Origin of the sequence: Flavobacterium petrolei (genome assembly GCF_003314435.2) — a bacterium.
Lineage (GTDB): Bacteria > Bacteroidota > Bacteroidia > Flavobacteriales > Flavobacteriaceae > Flavobacterium > Flavobacterium petrolei.
Genome location: NZ_QNVY02000009.1, coordinates 1 through 21,767, shown reverse-complemented (window position 1 = coordinate 21,767; position 21,767 = coordinate 1). Strand labels below are relative to the sequence as shown.

Genomic DNA, 21,767 nt, shown 5'->3' with positions numbered 1-21,767 from the left:
ATTAGGCCTCAATTATTATTGCTAAATACCGAGAAGATCTTTACCAATTGCAAAAGTGTCTGTTAACATAATCAAATGGTATTTTTTCCTGTTCAAGTCTCCAATTGTTTATTTTTAGGAGATTGTAAAGTTCATTTTCGTTTTCTGTCAGATTAAGTGTTGTTGTGTCAGTAGCAGGCTTACCGGAATCATTTTCAAAGAATTTTTCAAATGTTGTCTTGTCCATTAAAACACTTTTCGTATGCCTGAAGTGCTTTCTAAATCTGGACAGAATTTCAAATCCATGAGTATCAATGTCACCCCAGTAAAGAACAGTTATGTCGTTTAACCATTTGGCGTCTTGAATATTTGTAATTGCATTTCCTTGTCCAAAGATTGCAATGGTTTTATCCATTTTGGGCAATGTTAATGTTGTATATAATGTCGTCTTATTTTCAACTATAAGAACCTGTTTTAAAGGAAGTCTAAGGTTTACAAATTGGCTGACAGGGATAGCAATATCATCAAGGTTTGAAAAATAAGTCTGGCTTATTTTTTTGTCCAAAACCTTAAACCTGACCAGTGGTTCACGAAACTTTAAATTGAAGCGTTTTTCAAAATCTCTTTCGTTAAGGTTTATATGATTTTGAATAATTATATCAAGCATTTCCGTAATAATACTTTGATTGGATTCAACAAACTTAGTGTGAACATTCACTGGCAGTTCTCTTATAAAAAGATTTGGCTTAGGATAATTTTTGAAATAGTTGCAAACCTTTAATATGCTTTCCCATTTGCCTTGATTCTGAATTATTTTCGTTGGATTTTTAATTATCCAATCCTTTAATTCAGGAAAATGTGAGTGGATCAATTGCCAGTTATTAACGAAAATATCAACTTCCTTTTCCTTTCCTAAGAATTTTAAAAAGTCCTTTTCTGAATCAAAGTAAATAATTGTTGGAAGGCTTTGCATTCCTATTGTTTTTGTCTTTACTGTTTGATACTCTATTGTAAAGCCAAAGCCTTTTTTTTCTTTTGACTGGCTTGCTAATGCCAGTATTTCGTTATGAAATTCGCTAATTGATGTTTTGCTATAAGTTTTGTCACCCGGAATAACAATTCTTGAGAACGGAATTGCCTGAACCACTGATTGCAGAAAAGAAAAATATTTCCTTTCAGCCTTTGTTTTTATTTCGTTGGGACTTATCATTTATTGATGAAATTATTTCGTTCTTCTTTGAATTGCTCAATTGGCATATCATAAAGCCAAGAGTATTTTTCATCTTTTCTTTCTACAAAATGGACAAATGAAATTGCATCTTCAACAATGTGAATATTGTCACTTGGAGTTACAACTAAAAGTTGTAGATGGAGCTGTTTACAAAGAGTAATAAGATAACGGGCCTTGTCTTCATCCTGTGCCTTGAATGCTTCATCAATCGCAATAAATCGGAAGGAATTTGTTTGTAATCCTTCTTTTGTAAGTCCAAATTGATAAGCAATAGCAGAACCCAAAATAGTATAAGTCAATTGTGCCTTTTCACCACCAGAAAGCTGCCCCATATTTTCATAGGTTTTGAATTTCTGATTAGTTTCCTTGTAAAATTCTTCTGCTTTGTAGCTATACCATGAACGAACTTCCATTACCTCCTGTCGCCATTTCTCATTTTCCAGTTTGGTAATTAATGGTTCAATGTTGGTATAAAAGTGATTTTTTTTCCCATCAATTGTCGCTTCTATTTCTTTGAAATTTGGAATTGCCTTGTAGAGCAAATCACGAAAATCATCAACTAACTGATTTTTTCTTCTTTGTGAAATAAGTTGGATATATGTAATTGGGGAATTTTTGAAATCAATTCCTTTCAGCGATTCATTTAATAGGCGAATATTTTCCTTGATGGAATCTGACCAGTTTTCAAAAAACATTCTGAAATCACCTATTTTCCTTAAAATGGTATCCTGTAAATATTCATTAAATTTCTTTTCAAACCTGGGCAGATCGTCAGCTATCAATTTTTGATAAAATGTTTGATATTCTCCAAGCAAATCAATATTATTAGAATCAGGCAATCTGTTGACATCTGAACGCCAATCCTTGTATTTATCAGTAATCTCAATTGGTGGATTTTTAAATTCACTAATCAACTTAATTGCCTTTCGTTCATTACTTTCATTTGAATTTTCTAATTCTTTAAGTTTAGATGCATTGTTTTTTTGAAATTCCGTCTGCTTGACTTTTATATCTGCAAAATCAATGTTTGATAACTCTAAATTCAATATTTCAAATTCCGAAGTATCTTTAGTACCGATTGAATCAAGTAGTTTTTTATTGAACTCTAAGTCTCTTATTATTTCTTTAATTACAATTTCTTCTAACTGAAATATTTCTTTGTTTTTATTTTTAATGTCTGCATCGGTCAATAATGCTAATGCATCTCTAACTTTTGTCAGTTGCTCTTGCAGTGATTTAACCCTGTCATTTGTAACTTCCAATTTTTTCTTTGCATCTTCCTTTTCCTGAATTTGGTTAGCATAAGTTTGCCAATCAATGTCATCATATTTGGTGTAGGTAGAGAATATGCTAAAACAATCATCCTTTAAATTTCCAAGTTCTTTAATTAGGCCATATATACTTGCTATGTCTTTTTTATTCGTTACTTGCGAGGATTGAATTTCGATTAGGTTCTTTTTCAGATTGGAGATTTTTTCCTTATTATCCCAGCCTAAAACATAATTTTCTCTTTTTGAAATGTGCGGTCTGTCGTCTTTTTCGTGTTTTCCTTTTCCGAATTTGACTAATCCTTCTTTTGTGATTGCCCTCTCATCATAACGATTGAATTCTGATAAATCATTTACACAAGAATAATTATATTGATTCGCTATAATATCCTCAAGCCAAGGTGTGTACAGGTTTTTCTCTTTGAATTCGATTTTATTTACTAAGCTATTTTGCGAAATACTCTTTACTGTGAAGCTATCCAATGATGTAAAGCCTCGATACCGTTGGTAAACTATTCTACCATTAAGGTTTGTTTTTTTCACATACTCATTCACTTTTGAATAGTATTTGTCGGGAACAATTAAACGTAAAGCAAAATTGTGCAAAATCTTTTCAATAGATAGTTCCCATTCTTTTTCATCTTCTCGCACCTTAATAAGCTCTCCTATGAAAGGTACTTCTTCTTTAGTTGCTCCAACATAAGCAATAATATTTTCTCGAATCTCTGCTTCCTTACCTGAAATGTTGTTTTTGTTTTTTTGAAGTGCTTGAATCGTAGCAACAATTTCATCGCTTTGCAGTACCAAACTGGAAAAACCGGTCAAATTGACCAACCTATTCCAGTGCAAATTGACCACCAGTTTCGGAGCAAACTGACCACCACTTTACAGTTCAAATTGACCACCTGATTTTGGGGTAAAATTGAGCATTAAAAACTACTGACTTTTTCATGTTGTTAGCACCATACATTCGTTAAAAAAATACGGATTATGGCAAATAAAATAACAGACATGAGTAAAATTAGAAAAGCAATTAAATTCTACTGTAACGGGAAAAGTAAGTTATTCATAAGTAAGTACTTATCTCTTTCTAGAAATACGGTAAAGAAGTATATTTCTTTATTTGAAGTGCTAGGATTAAGTTTTGAAGTAATTAACGAAAAAACAGATGCCGAGTTAGAACTTTTGTTTTCACACACTACCGTGGAATCAATCAGTCCCAAACTGCAGCTTCTTTATGATTTTTTTCCTAAAATGGAACGCGAACTAAAAAAAGTTGGCGTTACCATACAGCACATGTGGGAGCAATATATTGTCCTAAATCCTAATGGTTACCGAAGCTCGCAATTTGGACATCATTATAAAATATGGAGCAAACGAGTCAATCCAGTGATGCACATGAATCACAAAGCGGGTGATAAAATGTATGTGGATTATGCTGGAAAAACACTCTCCATCATTGATAAAGACACGGGAGAAATTAAAGAAGTACAATTTTTTGTAGCCATATTAGGAGCCAGTCAATACACCTATGCCGAAGCTTCCATGAGCCAACAAAAGGAAGATTTTGTTACATCGGTAGAAAATGCTATGCGTTTTTTTGAAGGTACTCCTGCGGCAATTGTTCCGGATAATTTAAAATCTGCAGTGATAAAAAGCAGTCGTTTTGAACCCACCATTAATGAAACCTTGGCTGATTTAGCCGAACATTACCAAACTACAATCTTGCCTGCCAGGGCTTATAAACCCCGAGACAAATCATTGGTTGAAGGAGCTGTTAAGATCTTGTATCGAAGGATTTATGTAAATCTAAAAGAAACTAAATTCTTTTCTCTGGAAGAATTAAACCAGCAAATATGGGATTTATTGGATGCTCATAACAGTCGAAAACTCACAGGACGTCCGTACTCTCGGATAGAATTATTTTTAGAAGATGAACAACAAAAACTAAGTCCATTACCACAAGAACGTTTTGAAATCAAATACCAATCCTTTGCAACAGTAATGCAAAATGGGCATGTTCAATTAAGTCAGGACAAAAATTACTATAGCGTTCCGTATCAATATGTCAAGAAAAAAGCGAAACTATTGTATACCAAATCAACGGTAGAGATCTATCACAAATACAATCGAATAGCCATCCATCCAAGGAATTACAAACCTTATATCTATACCACAATCCCGGAACATATGGCTAGCACGCATCAATTTGTAGCTCAGTGGAGTGCTGCCCGCTTCATTGATTGGGCCAGTAGTATTGACGAGTCAGTAGCAGAATATATTATGCAAATAATTGAAAGTAGAAACCATCCTGAACAGGCTTATAAAAGTTGTTTGGGAATATTAAACTTCGAGAAAAAGGTAGGGAAAGAGCGATTAATAAATGCCTGTAAGCGGGCACTTGATTTTAAAATTTACAATTTTAAGACCATTCAAAATATTTTAGAAAACAACTTAGATCATATCGAATTTGAACAAGAACCTGAGCAGGAACTTCCAATTCACGCTAACATAAGAGGAAAACAGTATTATAATTAAATTAAAACACAGTAATCATGAATGAATCCACAGTAACAAAAATGAAACAAATGAAGCTTTACGGCATGCACAATGCTTTTAAAACAGCCATTGAAAGCGGAAAAACAGACCATTACACGCTCGATCAGTTTGTATCGATGCTTATTGATGCCGAATGGGATGAAAGGCACAATCGGCGTATTGCCCGCAGTATCACCAACGCCCGATTCCATTACAAATCAAATATTGAAAGTATCAATTTTGACCAAACCCGTAATCTGGATCGAAATACCATACTGCGTCTGGCAGAATGTGAATTTGTCGAAAAAAATGAAAACATTTTAATAACGGGAAGCACTGGTGTAGGCAAAAGTTATTTAGGCACAGCATTAGGTTATCAAGCCTGTATCCAAGGTTTTAAAGTAAGTTATTTTAATACTTCGAAGCTGTTTGCTAAATTAAAAATGGCCAAAGCAGATGGTTCTTACCTGAGAGAATTGGCCAAAATAGAACGGCAAGATGTTATTATATTAGACGATTTTGGACTCCAAGCTTTGGATAGCAGTAACCGAATTACCCTTTTAGAGATCATTGAAGACAGGCATAATAACGGTTCTATCATTGTAACCTCACAAATCCCAGTGCAAGGCTGGTATGACATCATTGGAGAAAAAACCATAGCTGATGCAATTTTGGATAGGCTGATACATCAATCTCATCGACTCGAATTACATGGAGAATCTATGAGAAAAAAAAGAGGGATAAACAAAGGATAATATTTAAGTATATTTGAACACTAATTAACAGATGAAAAAGAGTAGTTTTTAATGAAAAATGGGGTGGTCATTTTGCCCCGGAATTGGGTGGTCATTTTGAATTGGAATCAGGTGCTCACTTTAAATTGGAATTGGGTGGTCAATATCACTGGAATTTGCACCTTATCTGATAAATCTCCCTCTGGATGTATTTCTATTTCTTCTACTGGTAAATGATCTGGAAGCTTGGCTCTTCCTGGATGCTTTTTCTTTTCACGGGAATACGTAATCTCTTGTTTGATTACTGCTTCTTGTTCTTCTAGAACATCTTGTTCTACATCTAAAGGTAAAGTAGTTTGAGAAGGGTCTTCAAAACGCTCGCGTTTCTGTCCAAACTGCATGCGTCTAAGTAAATCAACTAAACGCTGTAAGTCGTCTACTTTTGTCTCTAAACCCGTTACTTTCGATTCTAAACCCGTGCTTTTTTCTTTCTCTTTGAAGAGGTCATTCTCGTGCTTGGAAATAGCTTTGGATTGCTTTTTTAAAAGTTCCAAAAGGTCTTGTTTTGATAAGTTTTCTAAGTTCATTTCCATGCCGTAAATATAAGCAAAACACCAGTATTTACAAAGGATTTACAGGTGAAATCTACATAGAAAACCGCCTTTTTTTACTGCTTTTTATAATATGAATTCCTTCTATCATTAACACTAAATCGCTCCAACTAATTCGAAGATCATTAGTATTAACCATTGCAAAAGTTCCTTCTTCTAAGCGCTTGTGATATAGCACAAAACCACCTGCTTCCCAATGAAGCAGTTTGATCTGATTCTTTTTACGATTAACAAAAATAAAGACTTCTCCACTATGAGCTACCCGTCCTAGTTCATTAGTCACAATACCACACAAGCCGTCAAAACTTTTCCTCATATCGCAAACTTGAGGATATAGCAAAAAAGTATGAGAACTGCTCAGGCTAAACATTAATACAGGTTTACTAAAGAGAAGATTTCTTTAAGATCGGTGTTCTGAACTTTCAGTATGACACCATTGGGATAGACTATTTCATACCGACTCTTCAGATCAATACTTGGATTGGCGAGCTCAATAAATCCACCAGCTAAATCGTCTTGCTGTTTACTTATTCGCACCCAATAGCTAAAAGTGCCTAATTTGATTCCGGATTTATCACAAAATGTTTGTTGACTAATACCGCTTTGTTTCCAAGCTTCCACTTGAGATAACATATATTCTTTTTTGTCCATCTTATTATTCTTTTGGACAAAACTACTGTGTTACATCAGCTCATGAAATATGTGCTTGCTCGGGCGGATACAAGCATTGGATAGTCACAACCGAATTACCCTTTTGGAGATCATTGAAGACAGGCATAATAATGGTTCTATAATTGTAACATCACAAATCCCAGTGCAAGGTTGGTATGATATAATTGGCGAAAAAACTATAGCTGATGCAATTTTGGATAGACTTATACATCAATCTCACCGACTCGAATTACATGGGGAATCTATGAGAAAAAAAAGAGGCATAAACAAAGGATAATATTTTAAGTATATTTGAATACTAATTAACAGATGAAAAAGAGCAGTTTTTAATGAAAAATTGGGGTGGTCAGTTTGCTCCGGAATTGGATGGTCATTTTGAATTGGAATCAGGTGGTCACTTTAAATTGGAATTGGGTGGTCAATATCACTGGAATTTGCACAATAAAATCGATTTCACTTTTCTTAACCAGTACATTTGCAGTTCTTAAAAATTTTGACGAATGTTTTCCCGATGGAAAGACATAATGGTGAGAAACTCCATTGCTTTCTACGAGACCTCCATTTCTTATAAAAATATTTGCCAAACCTTGATTAATTATTTCTTTAAAATTATCTTTTAAGAACTTATCTTTCCTTGAAAAATTAAAAGTTGATTTCTCATAAGATACATAAAAAATATTTTCGATAAGATAGTGCTCTTCTACTTTTGGAATGCTTTTGAATATTTTGTCAATATTATCTTTTATAAGCATTTCTGGAGATATGCTGGTAGAACAGTGAATAAAGACAAGAGCATTTGTTTGATAAAAATCTCTAAAATGCTCCGATAACATATTTTTTAAAGAATTAAAATCAAACTCAATGCTAGGATTAAAAATAATGGTAGCATTTTTATATTTTTTATCTTCAATATTTGAATTGTAAATGTAAAACTTCCCCATTAGTTACTGCTTTTAAAAGGATATAATATACTTATGTAAGAACCTTGAGATTTAATGACATTTTCGTTATTGAAATTGTTATCATTCCAGTCATCTAGTTTTAATTTATCTAGTTGTTGTATGTCAATAGGCTCATAATTGTCTTTAATTAGATCTCTATAAACGGAGTATTTGTCAGTAGATATACGAACGAACCCCTTTTGATTTAGAATACCTAATATTCTATCTAATCCAATACCTTTTTTTGTTTTAAGATTTGAAGTCGAAGAAGTTTGATTTTTTACAAGACACTTTTTAATTATTTCCAAATCACTTAAGTTGTTTTTTTGATGAAATCTATCTATAAATCCAATTCCAGAATCAAAAACGAGAATTTCCAAATAGTATATTTGATTTTGTTCATTGAGACAGTTATCCAAAATGAAAGCATGTTTAAAAAAAGGTTGTATGGGTGTATGTTCAAATTCTTCAATTAGCTTATCACTATTATTTATATGAAAGCGGAAGTATACACCTCGAATACTTGATGGTACATCAATCAGATTAGAATCTGTTTTCCCCCATTCATAAGTATTTTTTGCTAATTCATAAACTATTGCTCCAATATCTTCAATAATGCTTTCAATTTCAATTTTATTATTTTTGTTGAAGGTTAAAACATTATTGTTGAAAATTTTCTTAATACTATTGGTTATTTGTTCTTCATCATCATTAAATCCTTTAGGATTTTCCAATAGCCTTATTAAGCCTTTATTTTTTGAAAGATGATCAGTATTAGTTAGTAGATATTTATTCCCCTTTATTCTTGATAGGGAGTTCATTTTTATAAAGAAATCATTTTGTTTATCTCTTAATATAGTCTTAATATCTGAGTTGTTTTTATCAATAAAATTTGATGTATTCCATAATAATGAAATTATTGGATAAGCATATTCTTGGTCATACAAAGAGTCTAAATTCTCATTTTCAATATCAATTTTTAATGTTTTAATAGGAGTTCTACTATTTAAGGTAATAGTAAATTTTAATAAATCAGCTAATAGTCCAAAAGTATATTTATTAATAGAATTTGGAATTATTAGAGTTATTTCATTCAGATTTTGTTGATTTATATATTTTCTATATAAATCGTTAATTCTGCTCGGTGTGATACTTTTAGGAATTATTATTTCAATCATTGAATTTCCTTATTAAAACTGTTTGCAAATTTCTAATAACAAACATACTAAAATTGTAAGGACAAATATAAACCAAAGCGGCGTTCTTTTGCTTCTCCTATGTTTGTATAATATAATTTAAGTGAAGAAGGGCGAGAGCAGATTTTGCTTTAAATAGCCTTACGGTATATTCAAGAAAAGAGACTGCCTCCTCTTCTTTTACCTTTTAGAATCTGAACAGAATGTAAGGAATACATCCCTATTTGAGGTTGTATAGCCAGTATATCCACTCAGGAGAAAAGATGAAAAAAGGTTATCACTTACCTAAACCAAATAAAATGAAGGTATTATTAAAACAAACAGTCGGAATTGATGTTGCGCAAAGGGAATTAGTTGTGTCACTTGGTCGGATGGATGAGCAGATCAGTGTTGAAGTTTATGCTTACAAAGTATTTCCCAATACTAAAAAAGGGTTTTCGAGTCTTGTATTGTGGGTTAATAAGCAAACATTAACCACAACGGAAGTACGTTACGTAATGGAAGCAACAGGGGTTTACCATGAATCGTTAGCCTATTATCTATGCAGTGTTCAAAAACAAGTCAGTATCGTTTTACCAAACAAGATTAGTAATTATGTGAGAACACTTGATATAAGAACGATTACTGACAAGAGTGCTTCACAAGCAATTGCAAGATTTGGTTTGGAAAGGCAATTGGAAGTTTGGCACCCTCCTCTAAAAATATTCAATGATTTAAGGCAGCTTTGTCGGGAACGTGAGCAGTTGGTACAGGAACGTACCATGTTAAAAAATCAGTTGCATGCTGAACGTACCTCTGCAACATCAAGTGAAAAGTCAGTTAAAAGAACAAACAAAAGAATAGCCTTGATTGATACGCAGGAAAAGGAGATACGAGAAGAAATTGCTAAACTCATCAAAAAAGATGAGGTATTAGCAGAAAAGATGAAAATAATATCTTCTATACCCGGAGTTGGAAATTTGACTGCCGTGACCATTATCGCTGAAACCAACGGTTTCGAACTCATAAAGAATAAAAGGCAACTGGTCAGTTATGCGGGATTAGATGTAAGAGAAAAGACATCTGGGACATCCGTAAAATCCAAACCCCGTATATCCAAGCGAGGTAATCGGAATTTAAGGAAAGTCATGCACTTTCCGGCACTGGCTGCGATTAGAACCGATGAAAGGTTCAGAGATATCTTTTTAAGATTGGTTTCAAGGCATGGCATTAAAATGAAAGCTATCGTTGCCATCCAAAGAAAAATATTAGAATTGACTTTTATCCTCTGGAAAAACAATTCTTTTTATAACCCGGAATATGCATATCAAATTTTGCCGACCGTAGAAATAGTTATATAAAAATGTGAGTTGAAATACTTATAGTTAAGTCATCACTCCACATAAATTACTAGGAAAGGGTAATAGTTTATTTACTATTATCTATAGATACTATTGCCTTTTTTTACCTATGAAAGCCTGCTATGTAACAATATTGAAAGCATAATGATACGATTAAAATTGATATAAGAGATAGCCTAGGAGCGCGCCACCCAACACAATAAATGCACTGTTGATTGTTTTGAATTTAAAAACGACAACTACACTAATCAGCGCTATGCTGATTGTCTTCCAATCGATAATGGTTTCTTTGCCCATTGTAAAACAAACAGCAATAATAATGGCAACAGAGGCTATATTTACAGCATCCAGCGAAGCAGACAGGCTCTTAGAATTTCGCATTTTTTTCATCAGAGGCTTAAGCAATGCCACCAATACAAACGATGGAAGAAAAATAGCAATTGTTGAAATAACAGCACCAGATAGTCCATTGATTTGATAACCAATAAATGTAACTGATGAAAAAACAGGTCCTGGCGTGAACTGCCCAACTGCAATAGCATCCATCAATTGCTGTCGGGTAAGTAAGCCGTTTGCTACCAATTCTGTATCTAAAAAAGCGAACAGAACATAACCGCTTCCGTAGAGAACAGCACCTATTTTTAAAAATATCCAAAATAATCTGGCGTTTGTTTCTGAAAGTAAGTGCCCGTTTGCAATTTGAAAAAAAAGAACTGGAACAAAACTTTGCAGCGTACTGTTTTTATAATTTTGAATATAAAACAAACCCAATGCGAACAGGCCTGCGCCAAACATTAAATAGATTTCGCTGATTCCCAGTAAAGACAGAAACAATACAGCGATGCCTATAAATGCTAATACAATTGACTTGATCGATTTTTTGGCTAATGGAAAAATTGCCCCGATAATGATGGCTATAATTGCTGGCTTTATACCGTAAATAAACGGCTGTATTTCGGGTAATTGTCCGTATTGCCTGTACAGCCAAGCAAAAATACCAGTAATAAAAACCGCCGGCAAAATAAAACACATGCCTGCAACGAGCAGCCCTTTCCAACCCCCTTTGTCGTACCCAATGTGTATCGCCATTTCAGTACTATTGGGTCCTGGAATAAGATTGGTAGCTCCCAATAAATCTAAAAAATGCTGTTCGCTCAACCATTTTCTTTTGGCGACAACTTCCCGCTGCATCATTGCAATATGTGCTGCCGGACCTCCAAAACCGATGAATCCCAGTTTGAGAAAGAGTTGAGCAATTTTTTTTATCGGTATTTTCCCCTCCATTACAACTATTTTACTTCAAGTTCATCTATAAGATTCAAGGTATCCGGATTATATACTTTCATCGTAATTCTCTTTCCGTTTACATAAAAAAGGCACAAAGCATTTTCCACACTAAAAGACTGGGTAAACTTGCTCCATGGCAATACCTCTTGTGCATAATAGGGCGCACCTGCTGCACCATTATTAATTTGATAGATTGAACGAGATACATTCAATTTTTTACTAGGATAATCTGCGGGATAAATAGGAACCTCTTGTGTTAATTTCAACCAGTTGTAATTATGCTCATCACCGGTAAGTATCGCAACAGTTTTTTTACTTTCATTAATTAGAATATCTAAGTATTCGTCCCTTCTTTCAATAATTCCTTTTTCAACTGGTTTCCCACCAATCCACGGACGCTTTGTGTTATCACCACTGTACCACATATCGTCCTTACTGTGCCCTCCGTTAGGAAATGCAGGGGTATGCTGAGTAATAAAAATATGGTCTATGTCTTTGTCATTTTCAAGCTTTTGAATGGTTGCCCTTAACCAATCAAGTTGGTTGTCCATTATATAACCGTGCAGCCCACCGCTTGTTGCAGTTTCTTTGCTTAAAGAAGGAGCGTACCAATAATTACTATTGAGTACAACCATGGCTGTATTTCCATATGTGTAATAAAAAACATTTTCTGCATAAGGTGGAAAATCTATCCGTTTTTTATCAGGGTCATACTTGTTGTCATCCTCACTTATAAGCCCGCTAATAGGATTTACAAATGCTTCTGCAAAAACAGTCTCTGCTGACTCTGTCTCAAAAGGAAATCTATCAATAAAACCCTTGTTTTTTCCGCTTTCATCTTCAAAGACATATCCCAGTGCTTCGTGATTGCCCATACCAACATTAAATGGCATATAATGCCAAAAAGGTTCAATGGATTTTTTCCAGTTTGTGTATTGCAGGTGTTGTTCTTCTTTACTGCTAAGATAGCCATTAATCATGTCGCCAGTAAACTGAACAAAAGCGGCATTTTCTTTATAAGCAAGGGCAGCTATTTTTTTCATAATATAAGCATTTGCCCCATATGCTTTTCTTTCACCACCACCCGTTGCGTGGCGGCTGTCGCTGGTATATCCGAAAATAAAACTTTGTCTGCTGCCTTTTTTTAGTGCTGTCGTAACATGGTACGACTGGGAAAGTAGACCGTAGGTTACTTTGTACTGGTATTTTTGATTGGATTTTAAACTATTTATTTGCCATTCATGATGCGTTTTAGGAACATTATCCTTATATATTCTGCCATCAATTTCTACTTGGGCCTGTACAGGCAATGTAGTTTTACACCAAATCACAACACTGGTATCTGTAAGGTTACTTACAAATGGGCCTTCATAAACTGCCGGCAGCACTTCAAAAGGACCTGTTCCGCTTAGAGAAACAACTCCATCAAATAAAATCATCCCATTATTATCAGTTACCCTATAGCCAAGGGTTAAAAATCCATTTTCTTTCCAACCTACAAAATCATATGGATATTTGAATGCGTCTGCCATATTGATTTCAGCTTTTCCTTCTATGAGTGCTTGTGTAAAACGGTATACCGGAAGCGGATGTGGTGCTTTTCCATAAGGTATTAACCCATAGGTAACAGATCCTTTCAAATTTCCGAAGTCCAGAATCACGCCAGAACTTGTACCAGTTGGTTTGCCCAAGAGCCTTTGAGTGCTATATTGAGTCTCTGCATCAGTGGCAAAATATTTTTTCTCGTTCTCTTCGAAATACAGATGATTATCCTTATCATAATGAATATTGGAATAGGAAGCTGGGATTTCCGTCTGTTGTGCAAATGTGGAAACTGACAAAAAAAGCAACGAAAGTATATATGTAGTTTTCATAAAAATATATTTACGAATAAATTTGAATTCTGTTAAAAGTATAATTAGTGACTATTTCTATCACTCGATATTATTTTGTCAATACTCCAGTGTCCCGCTCCTTTTATCAAAAGAAATACACTTCCTAAAAGCATTGCCCAATCAGTCCTGCTCCCGTGAAGTAATTCCCAGAAGCCATCATTTGCCAATACTTCGGCTTTGGTAGTTGTGAAAGCAACAAGCATAATTATGATTAACGGAATACTGGCTAAACGAGTCAGCAGACCCACTAAAAGTAAAATCCCACATAGGATTTCGAAAAAACCAACAAAACTTCCCAAAAAATCAGCTGATGGAAAACCGATTTTTTCAAAGCGGCCAGCACCACGAATGGCTGGAAATAAAAATTTTTGAACTCCTTCGGAAAAGAAAACTGCACCAACAATCAAGCGGATTATAATTGTGGTTTTTGAGTTGTCGGTAGTAATGATTTTTTTGAACATATTAAGCGAACTTTTTTATTATAATCGGATTATACAAATTGTAAATTCGGGCCACAAGCAAAGCAATAGGAATACTCAGAACGGCCGGAACAACAATATCTGCTGGATAATGCACTCCAAGATAAACCCTGCTTAGACTGACAAATGCTGCCCAGGGGATAAGAACAAAAGGCAGCCATTTCAGTTTGTCCCTTGCTACCAGCGTCAGGTAGAATGCCAACGAAAACACATTGGCTGCATGGGATGATATGAAACCAAACTTTCCACCTCTGTAATTATTAACTATGTGAAGCTTATCTATTAAATCAGGGTTGTGGCTCGGTCGTAATCTTTCAAATATTGGCTTGAATATTCCTGAAGCTAACTGGTCACTTATAGTGATCAGTAAAACTATCAGCAATATCATAAAAATCGCATCTTTTCGATATTTCCATATCAACAGCAATAACAAAAATCCATAAAAAGGGAGCCATGTGTATTTTTCACTAGCAAACCACATTACATTATCCCAAAACTCACTATGGCTGCCATTTAGCCAAAGCAGGATTTCTATATCTAATTGTTTTATATACTCTATCATTATCTTCTTATTGGTGATTGTCTTTCTGTTGGAGTTTTTACAGTAAAAAATGGAACTCTTTCCATTGCATGGCAACTTATGCAGCTATTGGTAAGCACTTGAAAATTCCTGTTGAACACAGCGGTGTCTCTTTTTGCAAGAGCTTTTTTCATTTCTGGAAGAGTTACATCCAGAAAATGTTTTGCCGATTTCGAACGTTTAGGTCTCCGCTCCAATCCATTTTCGATTGCTTTTTGTATTTTCTCTAATTGATAATCCGCATATTCCCAATTTTCATCCTGTCCCGCCCAAAACAATTCCTGGTAGCGATAGCCAGTTTCGACCATTGTGTTATCAAAACCCCGAAACTGATTTTCTATGATTTCCAGTTTCTCCTGTTCCGTGCCTTTTATCCATTTGCCTTGTACTGTTTCTGTTTTTTGGTTACAGGCAGGAAAGAGCGTTAACGATAGCAGAATTAAAAAATACCTCATGACATCCCTGTTTTTAGTTTGTCTTACAAACTTCATACAATGAATTGTATAATGGTGGTATATTTGAAAATAATACGGTAGCTCTTAAAGACTGCGAAATACCTGCGGTGTAGAACCTGTATGGCGTTTGAAATATTTTATAAAGTGAGAAGTGTCATTAAAGTTTAAAGTATACGCTACCTCTGAAACATTATTATCAGTATACAGCAATAATCTTTTTGCCTCACTAATCATGTATTCTGCTATAACATCTGCCGCTGGCTGATTAAGCTCTTTTCTACAGATAGCATTTAGATTTTGGGGCGTCGTGTTTAATTGCCCGGCATAGTAAGCAACATTATTTTTTAAATCATCTGTCTCATTGAGAAGCTCCCTAAATAACAAGATAGTGTTGTTGGTCTTATGTTTATTGACCGGAAAAGATGCAGGAATACTAATGATTTTTGCCAATAATGCTTTTAGTATCCCTTCTGTCACGCTGAAATCTTTTTCATCAATAAGCAACTGAAATAATATTGATATGGAATTGTTCTGTTCCAGATGAAGGCAGCTCAATGCACTTACCTGAGACAAGATTCTTTTCAGCGATCTATCCAGTGATCTATCAACAAATCCTTTTTTCAAGAGCAATACATAACCTTCAGGTACTGAGTCAATATCCCAATGATGTACCTGTTCTTTTCGTACAAAAAATACAGTTGGCGGTATTATAGGGAATTGTGTATAATCAATAGTATGCGTACCGCTTCCTTGCGACAGATATATAATTTCAAAATAACTATTGTGTTTATGCGGTTCAGTTTTGCGGATGTCTTTTCTGAATGGTGAAACTTTTATCAGTTCCTTCATTTCAATTTTATTCTTTATTTGTATTGATTTTTTCAATCGTTCTTTCTTTTAAAACTGCAAAACACAAAATTCTGAACTGTGTCAAAAGGAGTCTTGTGATCTATTGTAAAACATTCTATTTTTTCAAAGTGTTTCAGAAAACGGCTTACTAGTGTACTTTCGGAATATTGTTGGATCTCAATACCACTGCATTTTTTAGGACCTTGTTCTGAAAAAGTACCGATAACCATAATTCCATTTTTGGAAACTGCATTGGCAGCAGTTTGTATATAATTGTCAATCTCTTTATCAGCTGTCAGAAAATGAAACGCAGCCCTGTCGTGCCAAAAGTCGTATTGCTCTTTTGGTTGAAAATCCGAAGCATCTGCAACAATCCATTTTATATTTGCAGATTTATTTCCCAGCCTTTGTTTCGCTCTTTCAATAGCTGAAGCGGATATATCAAGAATGGTAATATTTACGAAGCCTAAATCAAGCAGATGGTCAACAAGAAAGCTGTCTCCTGCACCAATATCTATAATTTTTGCACTTTTAGGCAGATCAAATTCTTTGATAAGCGCTAGTGAAGTTTCAGGTGTAGGCTGATACCAGCTTACCTCTTCCAATGATTTGGTCTGGTATATATTTTCCCAGTGATTTTTTCTATCTTGTAATGGCATCGCTTTCTATTTTTAATTCTTTATAACATACAAATTTAACTTATACTTTTTTTATCTTGTCTCTCTTTCATTCATAAACTTACCCTTGTAGTGCCAATAGGAAATAACTTAAATCTTTAAGTTAATACCCCTCCCTTAACATGTGTGCATAACTGTCTGGCAGGTCGCTTTGTTCAATCGCTTGGGCTGCCTTTTCAATATCGTATTGAACTCTGATAAACTCGACCTTGATGCCTTCTTTTTTAGAGAAATCGGCGCTTTTATTAATAGTAATTACTGCATAACAGCATTTCGGATTTCCATCTTTAGGCTTTCCCACTGATCCTGCGTTAACAGCATGGAAATAGCGACCTTTTTTATTGGGATTTTCCAAAACACGATGATATGGTTTGTGCGAATGTCCGCATATAATTATATCAGCATCAGCGTCAAGAAAAATAGCAGTAAATTTCTTTTCGTCTTTATCTTCAAGCAAATACTCCGTATTACTATTCGGGCTGCCATGTACCATGAGTATCTTTATTTTTTTATCAGCTGTCTGATATTCCAATTTTATATGGGCTGGCAGAGCGGAAAGATAACTGATTTGTTCTTTGCCGACAATTTGATATGCATAACTCCCGGAATCTTTCGATCCATCATTATGTATATCGACAGCTTTAACGTCATGGTTTCCGGCCAGGGTAGGAATATGCCTTTTGCGTATTTCATTTATCACAGCATTTGGCCATATATTGTAACCTACCAGATCACCTAAACAATAAACAGCGTCAATTTTCTGTTCATCGATGCTCTCCAAGGTTTGTTCCAGTGCCGGAAAATTAGCGTGAATATCCGAAAGTATTGCAATTCTCATATTTACTGTTAAGAAAATTATCAGCTGTTAAACACTTTTTGAATAATACTTTTTTCTAAACCAAAAGGCTACATTGACTAAGGCAATGAGTGCAGGGACTTCTACCAATGGACCAATAACGCCAGCAAATGCCTGACCGCTGTTGATCCCAAATACGCCAATCGCTACCGCAATGGCAAGTTCAAAATTGTTACCTGTAGCAGTAAAGGCTATTGCCGTTGCTTTTGAATAATCAGCCCCAAAATATTTGCCGACAAAAAAACTAATGATGAACATTAAAGTAAAGTAAATCACTAAAGGAATTGCAATTCGAACAACATCCATAGGAATTTGAACAATCAGTTCTCCTTTAAGGCTGAACATAACGATGATTGTAAAAAGTAATGACAGGAGTGTAATAGGCGAAATAAAAGGTACATATTTAGTTTCAAACCATTCTGTTCCTTTTAATGCAATAAGAGCATATCGGCTAATGATGCCAAGTGCAAAAGGAATTCCCAAATATATCCCGACACTTTCTGCAATCTGACCAATGCTGATATTTACCTCAAATCCGTCATAACCAAAATACGGAGGAAGAATAGTTATAAAGATATAAGCGTATACGCTGTAAAGCAGAACTTGAAAGATACTATTTAATGCAATAAGCCCGGCAGCATATTCCCTGTTTCCATCTGCAAGGTCATTCCAGACTACTACCATGGCTATACAGCGTGCCAAGCCGATAAGAATGACACCGATCATATATTCCGGATAGCCATTTAAAAGAAGTAAGGCCAGTGAAAACATTAAAATTGGCCCAACAATCCAGTTTAAAAATAGCGATGCCCCTAATATCTTAGTGTTTTTGAAAACCTGTCCCATCTGCTCGTATTTCACTTTTGCCAAAGGCGGATACATCATTAGAATAAGCCCAACAGCCAGAGGAATATTAGTTGTTCCGCTGGAAAAAGAATTGATGAAATTACCGCTTGAGGGGATAAAATAGCCTATTGCTACGCCAAGAGCCATCGCCAGAAAAATCCACAGCGTTAAAAATCTGTCTAAAAAACTTAATTTCTTTCGCCCTGAGGCAGGTGCACAGTTATTTGCTGCCATTTTTATTGTTTGATTTTTGAGAATACATAAAACATTTCAGTTCCGATTTGCAGGCTGCGTTCCTGATATATTTGCTTTTGCTGTGGCGTTCCATCAGATACTTTTGGATCTTCAAAAGTAACAGGGATACGCTTTTCGGCACCTGCAATAAATGGGCATCCGCCATCCGCCTGAGAACAGGTCATTATAGCTGCAAACTCACTTTCAGGATTAAAATCATCATCATAGGTTTTAGAAAACCCGATAACAGGAAGTTCATTTGCAGAAAACTTAATTGAATATACGGGGTTTTTGCCTTCTGAAATAGCTTTAACTTTAAATCCAGAGTACTGTAAAGTTTCGGCTACCATAGGGAATAAGGCAGTAGCTTCAGTACCTCCCGAATAACATGAAACATTTTTTATATTATAGTATGCTGCTGCAGTCTGAGCCCAGACCTGAGACAAATGGCTTCTTCTGGAATTATGTGTGCAGATCAGGTTCAATCTGATTTCCTGCCTGATATTTACCTTACTTTGAATAAAATCAACCAGAGGCTGAAGAACACTTTTACGCTCTTCAGAAATTTGTTTAAAATCGAATGTTTTAATAGTATTCTCTATTTCAGTATATAACATTATCTTGATTGGTATGATGGTTTATTAATATTAAAAAATTAACAGCAGCCTGCGCCAGGTGTACATGAATTGGTATTGTCAACATTTAGCTGTGATACGTTTGCCGTGGATTTATCGGACGGGATTCCACATTGATCCTGAGCCAGACATGCTGTCTGTTTGTTTAATAAAATGAATTTTTCACCATTAAATTCCAAGTCATATTTACCTATGGTAATGTCCTGATATTCCACTTCAATATCAGCATCTTCAATGCCTAGTTTTTCCTCAGACAATTTGATAATGCTCAATAATTTTCCCGGTTTTAGACGGTGCTGATAATCGTCAGCATTCCATAATTGAAAATTGACAACTTTTTCATTTCGGATTACTCCGCCACAGTCAATAAAGTTTTTAATAATCTGTCCCACTTCTGTAACATGGAAGTGTTCGGGAACAAATGTTCCGTTCTCTAATTGAAATTCAACATTGTCTAATGTTGGCAGGATTTCTTTGATTTCTGATAATTTCATAATAGTTAATTTTTAAATATGATAAAATGGATAATACATAATGTTATATAGCAATATAACGATAATTAAATGTAAAAAAATGTCTTTAACAGCATTGGTTTACTTTAACAGCTTGATTGAAAAAAGCATTAAATTCCTCTTGAAATTGATTCCATACCTTCTCTTCAATGCAGTAGCAAACCGACTTCCCTTCAATTGAACCTTGAATGATTCCGATACTTTTTAATTCTTTTAAATGTTGCGAAATAGTTGCCTGTGCTAATCCTAACTCCTCCACTAAATCATTACAGATACATTTTTCCTGATTTATAATATATTGAAGTATTGCAATTCTGGCAGGATGACCTAAAACTTTAAGAAGTGATGCAAACTTGTTTTGATCATCTGTATACATGTCTGTTTTAGTAATTCCCATAGTGCTTTATTTTATATTGCAATATTACGATATTAATTTAGAAAAAAGAATTAAACAATTATATTTTTAAAAGAATTAATAAAAATGGTTAAAACAATTTGGATTATAACACAGAATCTTTTCTTTGGTCGCCCATGTGGAAAGAAAAGAAGTCCCCTAAAATAACGGAAGGGATAATGAATATCCCTTAGAAAATAGGACGCAACCTGTTTGATAAAATGTGAAGTGAGGACGCTTGAGTGGATGCATTTTGGCAAAGTGGTTGCACCGATTTGGCACAAAAAGACTGTCCCGACCATAGGAGGGAGTGTCTTTTTGCCGCCTGATTTCGGTTATCAAGCGACTTTTATGGGGTGGGTACGAAAGTCTTTCAGATTATGAAAAAAGCCTCTGTACGGTGTCATACCGTATCGAAATAAGCTCCATAAAAGCGAACAACCCATTTGGGTTAAAGAGGAATTGATAAACAAATCCTGTTTCTCCAGTGCTTCCGCTAAACTGCAACTTGGTGTGTCGTCCTTTTGTTCGGACTGCTTCAACAATTCTCCAAATTCTTCCGTAATCATTGGCAGGCTTGCCACTGTTTCGTATTTCTCCGAATCGGGTTGGTGAATATTTCCTATGGTAGATAGTAACACTTGTCCTGTATACTGGCTGTTACCAAAATCCAACCAATATTTCGGTTCGTCCCTGTGGTGTCTGCGGTTGCATATTTCTTTCAGTATTTCAGCAACTCCAAACCTCGCCTGTACATTGTCCATGCAGGTTATGTAAATAGTTGCCTGTGCTTCTTCGGGTATTCTGCCCAAAATGTCCTTCTCAAACTTTGCGGTTTCGGCTTTCCAATTTGTCCCTGAAAAGCGGTTTGCACGGTTGATGAGTGCAACGGACTTGTACAACCCTGTTTCACTTTCTGCAAAACGCTGTCTTCCTAAATTAGCATTGGTCACAATATCATCATCCCATAAGCGGACACTTAACCCTGCGTGTCCCAATTCAATTAAGCTATGGTTCATTTCCATTAAAGCGGTCAAAACTTTTGAGCCTGTACCGCCTGCACCGATTAGGTTTACTGTAATGGGATTGGTAGGGCTTATCAGATAATTGTCTGTAAAATGTACTTTTAGTTTCTCGGTATTCATCACAAAAGATTTTTAAGGGTTTTGTTGTTCTTTTTTAATACATCTTTAGGAAAGGCTTCGCTTGTTTCAATCAGCTTTTTCCAAAGGCTTACGCAATTTCCTTTTATGGGATTTTGTTTTCCTAATAAATGGCTGAAATAGCTATTGAAAAAGTAGTCTTCCCAAGCAGTTGTAAATTCCTCTACGGAAGCGGAATTTTTAATGTCTATACTTACAGTTCCCATACATACTTTACCATCTTCATAAATGTTGAAGAAAGGAGCAAAATACAAAGGTGTATTTTCTTTTGGTCTTCTGTCAGTAGTAAGAGCAAATACGGCAAGGCTGTTTTTACTAGCATACCAAAGCATTGACGGTACAGACGCTTTGCCGTTGGGCATGCCCAAGCCGTTTACAAAATACAATTGCTGTTC

23 protein-coding genes and 2 pseudogenes are annotated in these 21,767 nt (G+C 35.0%); 4 read left to right on the top strand and 21 right to left on the bottom strand.

The features are described from left to right. Positions 1-40: 40 nt before the first annotated feature. The gene (locus DR871_RS16195; RefSeq protein ID WP_113667239.1) at positions 41-1,189 is read right to left on the bottom strand and encodes a Wadjet anti-phage system protein JetD domain-containing protein; all 1,149 of its coding nucleotides are present in this window, start codon (positions 1,187-1,189) and stop codon (positions 41-43) included. Continuing rightward, a complete protein-coding gene (locus DR871_RS16190; RefSeq protein WP_129752558.1) occupies positions 1,186-3,327 on the bottom strand; it encodes an ATP-binding protein in 2,142 nt (713 codons plus the stop codon). Before DR871_RS16190 ends, DR871_RS16195 begins: the two co-directional genes overlap by 4 nt. 141 nt (positions 3,328-3,468) lie before the next feature. Between DR871_RS16190 and istA the strand changes: the two genes are divergently transcribed. After that, a complete protein-coding gene (gene istA / locus DR871_RS16185) occupies positions 3,469-5,016 on the top strand; it encodes an IS21 family transposase (protein ID WP_113667237.1) in 1,548 nt (515 codons plus the stop codon). 17 nt (positions 5,017-5,033) lie between these two features. Continuing rightward, the gene (gene istB / locus DR871_RS16180; RefSeq protein WP_113667236.1) at positions 5,034-5,771 is read left to right on the top strand and encodes an IS21-like element helper ATPase IstB; all 738 of its coding nucleotides are present in this window, start codon (positions 5,034-5,036) and stop codon (positions 5,769-5,771) included. A gap of 107 nt (positions 5,772-5,878) precedes the next feature. Here istB and DR871_RS16175 read toward each other — a convergent pair whose 3' ends face one another. From DR871_RS16175 to tnpA, 3 genes are read right to left on the bottom strand one after another with little or no spacing between them, the layout of a single operon-like run. Then, complete coding sequence (locus DR871_RS16175) at positions 5,879-6,343, bottom strand: transposase (protein WP_242497140.1); 465 nt, start codon at positions 6,341-6,343, stop codon at positions 5,879-5,881. A 52-nt stretch (positions 6,344-6,395) separates the two neighbouring features. After that, positions 6,396-6,731: an IS66 family insertion sequence element accessory protein TnpB gene (gene tnpB / locus DR871_RS16170; protein ID WP_113667235.1), complete on the bottom strand. Its 336-nt coding sequence runs from the start codon at positions 6,729-6,731 to the stop codon at positions 6,396-6,398. After that, a complete protein-coding gene (tnpA, locus tag DR871_RS16165; RefSeq protein WP_113667234.1) occupies positions 6,731-7,012 on the bottom strand; it encodes an IS66 family insertion sequence element accessory protein TnpA in 282 nt (93 codons plus the stop codon). The genes tnpB and tnpA overlap by 1 nt, the downstream gene beginning before the upstream one ends. A gap of 67 nt (positions 7,013-7,079) precedes the next feature. On the opposite strand from tnpA, the pseudogene DR871_RS16160 reads away from it, so the two are divergent. Then, positions 7,080-7,310: pseudogene (locus tag DR871_RS16160) on the top strand (ATP-binding protein); the annotation flags it as partial. Between the two features lie 109 nt (positions 7,311-7,419). On the opposite strand, the gene DR871_RS16155 reads toward DR871_RS16160, so the two are convergent. Further along, on the bottom strand, positions 7,420-7,974 hold the full coding sequence (locus tag DR871_RS16155) for a hypothetical protein (RefSeq protein WP_113667232.1): 555 nt from the start codon (positions 7,972-7,974) through the stop codon (positions 7,420-7,422). After that, entirely contained in the window at positions 7,974-9,152 is a 1,179-nt protein-coding gene (locus tag DR871_RS16150) for a hypothetical protein (RefSeq protein WP_113667231.1), read from the bottom strand. The genes DR871_RS16155 and DR871_RS16150 overlap by 1 nt, the downstream gene beginning before the upstream one ends. Before the next feature lie 281 nt (positions 9,153-9,433). On the opposite strand from DR871_RS16150, the gene DR871_RS16145 reads away from it, so the two are divergent. Beyond that, positions 9,434-10,510, top strand: a complete 1,077-nt coding sequence (locus DR871_RS16145) for an IS110 family RNA-guided transposase (RefSeq protein ID WP_242497138.1) — start codon at positions 9,434-9,436, stop codon at positions 10,508-10,510. Between the two features lie 153 nt (positions 10,511-10,663). Here DR871_RS16145 and chrA read toward each other — a convergent pair whose 3' ends face one another. The 14 genes and pseudogenes from chrA to DR871_RS16075 all read right to left on the bottom strand — a co-directional run. Further along, complete coding sequence (chrA, locus tag DR871_RS16140; RefSeq protein ID WP_207209817.1) at positions 10,664-11,794, bottom strand: chromate efflux transporter; 1,131 nt, start codon at positions 11,792-11,794, stop codon at positions 10,664-10,666. A gap of 5 nt (positions 11,795-11,799) precedes the next feature. Next, positions 11,800-13,458: a metallophosphoesterase gene (locus DR871_RS16135; RefSeq protein WP_165355355.1), complete on the bottom strand. Its 1,659-nt coding sequence runs from the start codon at positions 13,456-13,458 to the stop codon at positions 11,800-11,802. A 257-nt stretch (positions 13,459-13,715) separates the two neighbouring features. Then, positions 13,716-14,153 (bottom strand): DoxX family protein, encoded by a 438-nt coding sequence (locus DR871_RS16130; RefSeq protein WP_113667228.1) that lies wholly within the window; start codon positions 14,151-14,153, stop codon positions 13,716-13,718. Position 14,154: 1 nt separating this feature from the next. Then, the gene (locus tag DR871_RS16125) at positions 14,155-14,733 is read right to left on the bottom strand and encodes a phosphatase PAP2 family protein (RefSeq protein ID WP_242497137.1); all 579 of its coding nucleotides are present in this window, start codon (positions 14,731-14,733) and stop codon (positions 14,155-14,157) included. Then, positions 14,733-15,206 (bottom strand): hypothetical protein, encoded by a 474-nt coding sequence (locus DR871_RS16120; protein ID WP_113667247.1) that lies wholly within the window; start codon positions 15,204-15,206, stop codon positions 14,733-14,735. Before DR871_RS16120 ends, DR871_RS16125 begins: the two co-directional genes overlap by 1 nt. Positions 15,207-15,290: 84 nt before the next feature. Then, a complete protein-coding gene (locus DR871_RS16115) occupies positions 15,291-16,091 on the bottom strand; it encodes a helix-turn-helix domain-containing protein (protein WP_113667227.1) in 801 nt (266 codons plus the stop codon). After that, positions 16,088-16,714 (bottom strand): class I SAM-dependent methyltransferase, encoded by a 627-nt coding sequence (locus DR871_RS16110; RefSeq protein WP_113667226.1) that lies wholly within the window; start codon positions 16,712-16,714, stop codon positions 16,088-16,090. Before DR871_RS16110 ends, DR871_RS16115 begins: the two co-directional genes overlap by 4 nt. Before the next feature lie 121 nt (positions 16,715-16,835). Then, complete coding sequence (locus DR871_RS16105) at positions 16,836-17,570, bottom strand: metallophosphoesterase family protein (protein ID WP_113667225.1); 735 nt, start codon at positions 17,568-17,570, stop codon at positions 16,836-16,838. 27 nt (positions 17,571-17,597) lie between these two features. After that, positions 17,598-18,668 carry an ACR3 family arsenite efflux transporter gene (arsB, locus tag DR871_RS16100; RefSeq protein WP_113667224.1) on the bottom strand — a complete coding sequence of 357 codons (1,071 nt, stop codon included), beginning with the start codon at positions 18,666-18,668 and terminating at the stop codon, positions 17,598-17,600. A 2-nt stretch (positions 18,669-18,670) separates the two neighbouring features. Further along, positions 18,671-19,285 carry an arsenate-mycothiol transferase ArsC gene (locus tag DR871_RS16095; RefSeq protein WP_113667223.1) on the bottom strand — a complete coding sequence of 205 codons (615 nt, stop codon included), beginning with the start codon at positions 19,283-19,285 and terminating at the stop codon, positions 18,671-18,673. A gap of 38 nt (positions 19,286-19,323) precedes the next feature. After that, on the bottom strand, positions 19,324-19,797 hold the full coding sequence (locus DR871_RS16090) for a DUF6428 family protein (RefSeq protein WP_113667222.1): 474 nt from the start codon (positions 19,795-19,797) through the stop codon (positions 19,324-19,326). Positions 19,798-19,882: 85 nt separating this feature from the next. After that, positions 19,883-20,212 (bottom strand): ArsR/SmtB family transcription factor, encoded by a 330-nt coding sequence (locus DR871_RS16085; RefSeq protein WP_113667221.1) that lies wholly within the window; start codon positions 20,210-20,212, stop codon positions 19,883-19,885. 335 nt (positions 20,213-20,547) lie between these two features. Next, positions 20,548-21,354 carry a PRTRC system ThiF family protein gene (locus DR871_RS16080; RefSeq protein WP_113667220.1) on the bottom strand — a complete coding sequence of 269 codons (807 nt, stop codon included), beginning with the start codon at positions 21,352-21,354 and terminating at the stop codon, positions 20,548-20,550. Beyond that, positions 21,354-21,767 (bottom strand): annotated as a pseudogene (locus DR871_RS16075) (PRTRC system protein B); the annotation flags it as partial. The gene DR871_RS16080 and the pseudogene DR871_RS16075, both read right to left, overlap by 1 nt.